This window comes from Streptomyces sp. NPDC054840, from assembly GCF_053611065.1.
Genome location: NZ_JBSGZP010000641.1, coordinates 1 through 4,164 on the forward strand (window position 1 = coordinate 1; position 4,164 = coordinate 4,164).

Annotated in this window: 2 protein-coding genes; one reads left to right on the forward strand and one right to left on the reverse strand. The window is 72.0% G+C overall.

The window, feature by feature from the left end; all coding sequences use genetic code 11:
- Positions 1-27 precede the first annotated feature (27 nt).
- Complete coding sequence (locus tag ACWGIU_RS31375) at positions 28-2,574, reverse strand: FHA domain-containing protein (protein WP_453711504.1); 2,547 nt, start codon at positions 2,572-2,574, stop codon at positions 28-30.
- Positions 2,575-2,805: 231 nt separating this feature from the next.
- Here ACWGIU_RS31375 and ACWGIU_RS31380 point away from each other — a divergent pair.
- Positions 2,806-4,164 (forward strand): streptophobe family protein (locus tag ACWGIU_RS31380; RefSeq protein WP_453711505.1); only part of this gene is annotated, 1,359 nt, incomplete at its 3' end.

Here is a 4,164-nt window from a genome sequence, read left to right on the forward strand (position 1 = left end):
CGGTCTTCCCGCCCGCGCGCCCGCGGCCTACTTGCCCGCGCGCATGACCTCGGGCTCGTGGCGGCGCAGCAGGCGCTGCACCGCGAAACCGCAGGCGATGCCGATGAGCAGCAGGATGGTGATGTTCAGGCTCCACTGCCCGATCGTGGCGTCCCAGAGCGGGTCGGTGTTGGTCGGGTTCTCCGCGTCCCACGGCGGCATGAGCTTGCCGAGGTTCAGCGTGGTGCCGGCGGCGGCGATGGCCCAGCGGGACGGCATCAGCCAGGCGAACTGCTCCAGGCCCGGCGAGTCGTACACCTGGAAGAGGATGCCGGTGAACACGACCTGGACGATCGCGAACATGACCAGCAGCGGCATGGTCTTCTCGGCGGTCTTCACCAGCGAGGAGATCACCAGGCCGAACATCATCGAGGTGAAGCCGAGCGCGATGACCGACAGGCAGATCTCGACGGCCGGCGGCATGATCAGGCCCTCGGTGGGCAGGTCGCGCGGGAAGAAGCCGATCGCGCAGATGATCACGCCCTGGATGGCCGTGATGACGCCGAGGACGATCACCTTCGACATGAGGTACGCGGACCGGTAGAGGCCGGTCGCCCGTTCCCGCTCGTAGATGACCCGTTCCTTGATCAGCTCTCGGACCGAGTTGGCGGCACCCGAGAAGCACATGCCGACCGCGAGGATCAGCATGATCGTGCCGGCGTCGCCGTTGAAGCGGGACGGTGCCACGGGCGGCGCCAGGCCGAACTTCGCGGGGATCACCGTGGAGACCACGCCCAGGACCGCGGGCAGGAGCACCATCAGGGCCAGGAAGCCCACGTCCGACGCGATCACCGAGACGTAGCGGCGGATCAGCGTCCACAGCTGCGAGCCCCAGCCCTGCGGCTTGGTCGGGCGCATGTGCTGGGCCGCGGGCATCGCCACGGACTGGGGGGCGACCGCGTCGATGTCGGCGGCGTACAGCTGGTAGTGCTGGGAGCCCTTCCAGCGGCCGGCCCAGTCGTAGTCGCGGTAGTTCTCGAAGGCCGAGAACACGTCCGCCCACGTGGTGTAGCCGAAGAAGTTCAGCGCCTCGTCCGGCGGGCCGAAGTACGCGACCGAACCGCCCGGGGCCATGACCAGCAGCTTGTCGCAGATGGCCAGCTCGGCGACCGAGTGGGTGACGACGAGGACCGTGCGGCCGTCGTCGGCGAGGCCGCGCAGCAGCTGCATTACGTCGCGGTCCATGCCCGGGTCGAGGCCCGAGGTCGGCTCGTCCAGGAAGATCAGCGAGGGCTTGGTGAGCAGCTCCAGGGCCACGGACACGCGCTTGCGCTGACCACCCGAGAGCGCGGTGATCTTCTTGTCCTTGTGGATGTCGAGCTTGAGCTCGCGCAGCACCTCGTCGACACGGGCGGCCCGCTCGGACTCGGCGGTGTCGCCGGGGAAGCGGAGCTTGGCCGCGTACTTGAGGGCCGTACGGACGCGCAGCTCCTTGTGCAGGATGTCGTCCTGCGGCACCAGGCCGATGCGCTGCCGGAGCTCCGCGAACTGCTTGTACAGGTTGCGGTTGTCGTAGAGGACGTCGCCCTGGTCGGCGGGCCGGTAGCCGGTCAGCGCCTTGAGCAGGGTGGACTTACCGGATCCCGAGGGTCCGATGACGCCGATCAGTGACTTCTCCGGGACGCCGAAGGTGACGTCCTTGAGGATCTGCTTTCCGCCGTCGACCGTGACCGTGAGGTGGCGGGCCGAGAAGGAGACCTCGCCGGTGTCGACGAACTCCTCCAGGCGGTCGCCGACGATCCGGAACGTCGAGTGGCCGACGCCGACGATGTCGTTCGGGCCGAGCAGCGCCGTGCCGGACTTCGCCAGCGGCTGACCGTTGACGTAGGTGCCGTTGTGGCTGCCGAGGTCGTGGATCTCGAAGCGGCCGCCGGGCATCGAGCGGAACTCGGCGTGGTGGCGGGAGACCTGGAGGTCGGAGACCACCAGCTCGTTCTCCAGCGCACGGCCGATCCGCATGACGTGTCCCAGCGAGAGCTGGTGGAACGTCGTCGGGCTGCGGTCCCCGTAGGCCGGGGCGCCGCCCTGCGCCAGGTGGGGAGCGGCAGCGCCCTGCTGGTGCGGGAGGTTGACCTGCGGCTGCTGCGGCTGGTGCGGGGCGTGCTGCTGCTGTTCCCAGGCCTGGTGCTGGGGCTGCTGCTGAGCCTGATAGGCCGGGGCCTGCGGCTGGGCGTACGCCTGGGCCGGAGCCTGCTGCGCCTGATGGGCCTGCTGTGCCACGGCCGGCTGCGGCGCGGCGGCGCCGGCGGTGCTCAGGTTCAGCCGCGGGCCGTCCGTCGCGTTGCCCAGGTGGACCGGCGTGCCGGGCACGAGCTCGGTCTGCTGGACCCTCGCCCCGTGCACGTAGGTGCCGTTGGTGCTGCCGTGGTCCTCGATGCCCCAACCCCGGCCGTTCCAGGCGATGGTGGCATGCCGCCACGACACCCGGGCATCGTCGATCACCACGTCTCCCTGGGGGTCACGCCCCAGCGAGTACGACCTGGACGGATCGAGCGTCCAGGTCCTTCCATTCAATTCCAGTACGAGTTCCGGCACTCCAGCCCCACTTAAGTCCCCCGAGAATCCCCCATGACGTCAGGGAGTCTAGGGATGGCGAACATCCGGGGGAACTATTTCAGGCCCACAGCCGTATGTGGAATCCGGGCCTTGCCGGGGCGTCTACGACCGACCGTTGACGGGGTCGAAAGTCACCCGGAAAGTGAGATACGGGACTTCTCGCCCGGTGGTCCCGTCGCTACCGCTCGGTAGGCATCGGGGGTTCACCGTATGCGCCGCATCCGTTGGGGGGACGTGCTGCTGTCCGCCGTCGCCGCCGTGGGCTGGTCCCTGATCGTGATGGCGGGGGTGGCAGGACTGGGGCTGCGCCTCCTGGGCGCCGACGGCGCCGAAGGCTCGCTCGGCGCGATGACGGCCGCCGGGGTGGTCCTCGCGGTCGGTGGAACCGTGACCCCCTCGGGTGACGTCTCGGTCTTCGGAGTCACCGGTGCGGGCGCCGAAACCTCCCTGGACGTCATGCCGTTGGGGGTGTCGCTGGTCGGGGCGCTGGTCCTGGCACGGCTGTTCCTGCGTTCGCTGCGGGCCGGGGCGGGCCACGGGGAGACGGCGGCCAGGGTGGCGGTCCTCGCGGCGCTGTTCGTCGCGACGGCGGGCGGACTGGCATGGGCCGGGCACGACGTGGTCACGCTCGACGGGACGCTGCCGCTGCCGCAGACCCCGGCGAAGGTCGAGATCCCGGGGATCGGGGACATCGGCGGGCTGCTCCCGGACCGCGTCGGGGACCTGATCGAGACCCGCACCCGGGTGGGCTTCTCGGTGGAGCTCGGGCCGACCCTGCTGGGCGCGGGGGTCTGGGTGCTCGCCGTACTGGCGCTCGCGCTGCTGGTCTCGCGGCGCGGGCCGGCCTCGTGGGCCCGGCTGCGCCCGGCGGCCGCGGCGGTGGTGGCGATGCTGCTGGTCGCGGTGGTGGCGGGCTGGGCCGCGGCGGTGTGGGCGGCGCTGGGAGACGACCAGCCCCGCCGGGTGCTGGGCGGAGCACTGCTGGGTGTGCCGAACGGGAGCTGGCTGGGGGTGCTGCTGGGGCTGTTCGTACCGGTGCGCGGCCACGTCACGGGGGCTCCGGCCCGGCTGCTGCCCGATCCGCCGGCCGATCTGGTGGCGATGCCCGCGCCGGAGCCGGTGACGGTGGCCCGCCTCGCGGAGTACGACGGGCGGATCTGGCTGCTGGTCGCGGGGGCGGCCCTGCTGCTGCTCTACGCGGGCGTGCTGGCGGCCGTACGGACACCCCGGCGCGGCGTCCTGGGGTGCGCGGCGCGGCTGTCGGCCGTCACCGGGGTGGCTCTGGCGGTGCTGGTGTGGTTGACGGGGTTCTCGGCGGACACCTCGCTCGCGGTGCCGGGTGCGGACGCGGTGGACGCGGGCGTGGAGCTGCGGGGGGACGGCCCGTACGCGCTGCTCCTGGGCGGACTCTGGGGGGCGGTGGCCGGCGCGGCGGGTGCGGCCCTGGTTCCCCGGCGGCGGGCGGCCCTCACCCGGCCGGCCGGCGCGCCCGGGCCCGTCCCCGCGTGGCCCGCCCCGGGGCGGCCGGACCCCGGGACGCCCACGGCCCCGTACCCCGGGGCCGTACCG